Source organism: Citrobacter sp. TBCS-14, from assembly GCF_005280805.1.
GTDB lineage: Bacteria > Pseudomonadota > Gammaproteobacteria > Enterobacterales > Enterobacteriaceae > Citrobacter > Citrobacter gillenii.
In genome coordinates, this window is sequence record NZ_SZWM01001188.1 from 1 (window position 1) to 217 (window position 217).

Consider the following 217-nt stretch of genomic DNA (forward strand, 5'->3'; position numbering starts at 1 on the left):
CATACAGCGGCCACAGCATGAAGCCGCGGTTCTTCATGTCGTAGTGCGGCACGGTCAGACGTTCGGTGTTAATCACTTCATCGCCAAACAGCATGATGTCGAGGTCCAGCGTACGCGGGCCCCAGCGTTCAGCTTTACGTACGCGACCCTGCTGTAGCTCAATGCGTTGGGTGTGATTAAGCAGTTCTTCGGGCGCGAGAGTCGTTTCCAGCGCCAC

General features: G+C 57.6%; 1 protein-coding gene. It reads right to left on the reverse strand.

Annotation, left to right across the window (positions count from 1 at the left end; all coding sequences use genetic code 11):
- A partial coding sequence (gene folK / locus FDX22_RS24720) for a 2-amino-4-hydroxy-6-hydroxymethyldihydropteridine diphosphokinase (RefSeq protein ID WP_146717931.1) occupies positions 1-217 on the reverse strand: 217 nt, incomplete at both ends.